Source organism: Dietzia sp. DQ12-76, from assembly GCF_014145045.1.
Classification (GTDB): domain Bacteria; phylum Actinomycetota; class Actinomycetes; order Mycobacteriales; family Mycobacteriaceae; genus Dietzia.
This window is the reverse complement of the sequence record NZ_JAALDV010000303.1, coordinates 1-3,687: the sequence shown is the minus strand read 5'-3', so window position 1 is coordinate 3,687 and position 3,687 is coordinate 1. Positions and strand designations below refer to the sequence as shown.

Below are 3,687 nucleotides of genomic sequence, written 5' to 3'. Positions count from 1 at the left end.
TCGGCGGACGGATCGACCCCTGATCACGACCCGCGTCTGTTCCCCCGGGTCACGGCCTACCGGTTCCGTCGCGGCACACTGCGTCCGGGCCAGCAACGCAACTGGGAGGAGCACTGGCCCACCTACGGCCGCAACGTCGCGGACGAGGTGATCGACCCGGAGGTCATGTTCGGTCGCGTCGCACCGCTGATCGTCGAGATCGGGTCCGGGACGGGGACGTCCACCGCGGCGATGGCGGCAGAGGAGCCGGACCTGGACGTGATCGCCGTCGAGGTCTACCAACCCGGCCTGGCCCAGCTCCTGGGGATGATCCTGCGAGAGGGCCTCGAGAACGTCCGGATGATCCGCGGCGACGGGGTGGATGTGCTCACCAACATGATCGCGCCGGCGAGCCTGACCGGGGTGCGTGTGTTCTTCCCGGATCCGTGGCCCAAGGCGCGCCACCACAAGCGCCGGCTCCTGCAGTCGGGGACGTTCGCCCTGATCTCCTCGCGCCTCCGTCCCGGCGGCGTACTCCACGTGGCTACCGACCACGCCGACTACGCCGACTGGATCGCCGAGACCGGCGACGCCGAACCGTCACTCGAGCGGCTCGACGCCACGACCGGGGACGGGCACGTACCGTTCAGTCTGAAACGACCCGTGACGAAGTTCGAGGGCAAGGGTCTTCAGGAGGAGCGAGTGATCAACGAGTTCCTCTGGCGTCGCAGAGACTGACACACCCGAATCTCCGAGAAGGCCGAGGCTGTAGACGATGACCCCACCTGACGGACCGGACGACCACGAGATCACCGACGTGGTGCCGCCCGACGACCCGGGCCTGGTGCTGCTCGTCTGGGACGCGCCCAACGTGGACATGGGCCTCGGGTCCATCCTCGGCGGACGCCCCACGGCCCTCTACCGGCCACGCTTCGACGCGCTCGGGCGGTGGCTGCTCGGGTACGCGGCCGAGTTGTCGGTGAGCTCGGGCGACACCCTCGAGGCCGAGGCGACCGTCTTCACCAACATCGTCCCGGGTACCTCGGACAATGTCCGCCCCTGGGTCGAGGCCCTGCGCAACGTCGGCTTCGCCGTCTTTGCCAAGCCCAAGACCAGCGAGGACTCGGATGTCGACGACGACATGCTCGAGCACATCGACCGGCGCGCCGAGTCCGGTCGGCTCGCGGGCGTGGTGGTGGCCTCCGCCGACGGCCAGGCGTTCCGCGAACCGTTGGAGGATCTCGCCGACGAGATCCCCGTCACCGTCATCGGTTTCCGGGAGCACGCCACCTGGGCCGTCCAGCACGACACGATCCGATTCCTCGACCTGGAGGACATCCCGGGTGTGTTCCGGGAGCCCCTGCCCCGGGTCAGCCTCGAGAACCTGCCGGACGAGGGGGCCTGGTTGCAGCCGCTCCGGCCACTCACCGCCCTGCTCACCTCGCGTTAGGAGCGCGCCGCCGTGTTCAACTCACTCGGGCGTGTCGTCGCCCGCCGCCGCATCCTCGTCACGGTCGTCATGGTCGTGGTCATGGCCGCGCTCAGCGTGGCGGGCAGCATGTTCGGAAACGCCTTCGGCCAGGGCGGCTTCGAGGACCCGGAGAGCGGGTGGGCGACGGCCGAGCGGCTCGAGCAGGAGGCGTACGGCCGTGACGCGCTCGGCGACGTCGTCGTCAGCTACCACGCCCCCGAGGGCACCACGGTCGACGATCCGGCGTTCCAGGAGCCCATCCGCGCCTCGCTCGACTCGATCCGCACGGAGTTCCCGGACGAGGTCACCGGCGTGACCAGCTTCGTGTTCAACCAGTCCCCCGCCCTGGTCAACCGGGACGAGGGCATCGCCGTGGCCTCCATCCAGATCGCCGGCGAGGAGGAGGAGATCCTCCAGAACTTCCGGGTGATCGAGGACCGGATCGACGTCGACGGGATCCAGACCGACGTCGCGGGGGTGCAGGCCGTCGCCGGTGCGTTGCAGGACGGCATGGACGCGGACCTCGTGCGCGCGGAGCTGATCGCGCTCCCGCTGGTGTTCCTGCTGCTCATCGTGGTCTTCGGCGGGGTCGTCGCCGCCTTCCTGCCCGTTGCGGTGGGGGTGCTGACGATCGTGGGCTCGCTCGGTGCTCTGCACCTGCTCTCGCTGGTCACACCGGTGAACTCCTTCGCCCAGAACGTGGTGACCCTGATCGGTCTGGGCCTGGCCATCGACTACGGGTTGTTCGTGGTGAGCCGGTTCAGGGAGGAGATGGCCGAGGGGTATCCGCCGGACGCGGCGGTGCGACGCGCGGTGGCCACCGCCGGTCGGACGGTGGTGTTCTCCGCGGTCATGGTGGGCGTGACCCTGTCCGGCCTGCTCATCTTCCCGCAGGACTTCCTCAAGTCGGTGGCCTATGGCGCGATCGCCGCGGTGATCCTCGCCGCCGCACTGTCGGTGACCCTGCTGCCGGCCGTTCTGATGATGCTCGGTCACCGCGTCGACATGCTCGGCATCACACGCCTGCAGCGCCACCGCTCACGGGAAGAGGTCGAGAACGGCCTGTTCGGTCGCATCGCGGACTTCTCCATGAAGCGCCCGGTGGCCGTGGCGGTCCCGGTCGTGGTGGTCCTGGTCGCACTGATCATCCCGTTCTCCGGGGTCAAGTTCGGCGGCATCAACGAGACCTACCTCCCGCCGGACAACCCGACCCGCGTGGCACAGGAACAGTACGACCAGAATTTCCCCGGAACCCGCACGGACCCGGTCAAACTCGTCGTGATCGGGTCGGACGGCACCACCCTGTCGCAGATCCGCTCCGCGGCGAACGAGGCACCGGGCCTGACCGGACCGTTCCAGTTCGCCCGGTCCGGTGAGCAGGACGCTCAGGGTCGCGACGTGGTGGTCCTGCAGACCGGCGTCGTCGACCGCAACGCGGCCACCGACACCGTCGAGTACCTGCAGGCGTTCCCGATCCCCGCCGGGACCGAGGTCTACGTGGGCGGTAACCCGGCGATGGAACGCGATTCGGTGGAGGCCCTGGTCGACGGGCTGCCGTGGTTCGTGCTCTACGTCCTCATCGCCACCACCATCCTGATGTTCCTGGCGTTCGGTTCGCTGGTGCTGCCGATCAAGGCCGCGATCATGAACCTGCTCGGACTGGGCGCCACGCTCGGGATCCTCACGTGGATCTTCGTCGACGGTCATCTCGCCGGCCTGCTCGGGTTCACACCGGGGCCGCTGACGTCGCCCGTGGTCGTGCTCCTCATGGCGATCATCTACGGCCTGTCCACGGACTACGAGGTGTTCCTGGTGTCCCGGATGGTGGAGGCCCGTTCGCGCGGGGCCCGCACCGCAGAGGCCATCCGCAACGGGGTGGCCCACACCGGTCGGATCATCACCTCGGCGGCGCTCATCCTCATCGTGGTGACCGGCGCCTTCGCGTTCTCGGACATCGTGATGATGAAGTACATCGCCTTCGGCATGATCGCCGCGCTCATCATCGACGCCACCGTCATCCGTATGCTGCTCGTGCCGTCGGTGATGCAGATGCTCGGCACCGACAACTGGTGGGCGCCGAAGTGGATGAAGCGCGTCCAGGAGCGGGTCGGCCTGGGCGAGGCCGAAATAGACGACGAGCCCGAACTCCTGGTCGCGGGTCCGGGGCGGGTCGGGTCGGCGGGCGCCGGTGTGCCGGTCACAGCCCCGGCCGGGCCCGTGGACGGACGGTCGACCTC

3 protein-coding genes are annotated in these 3,687 nt (G+C 68.9%); all 3 read left to right on the top strand.

The features are described from left to right. A partial coding sequence (gene trmB, locus G6019_RS10835) for a tRNA (guanosine(46)-N7)-methyltransferase TrmB (RefSeq protein ID WP_182627571.1) occupies positions 1 to 717 on the top strand: 717 nt, incomplete at its 5' end. Positions 718 to 754: 37 nt separating this feature from the next. Then, entirely contained in the window at positions 755 to 1,429 is a 675-nt protein-coding gene (locus tag G6019_RS10830) for an NYN domain-containing protein (protein ID WP_107757515.1), read from the top strand. Positions 1,430 to 1,441: 12 nt separating this feature from the next. Beyond that, a partial coding sequence (locus tag G6019_RS10825) for an MMPL family transporter (protein WP_309230212.1) occupies positions 1,442 to 3,687 on the top strand: 2,246 nt, incomplete at its 3' end.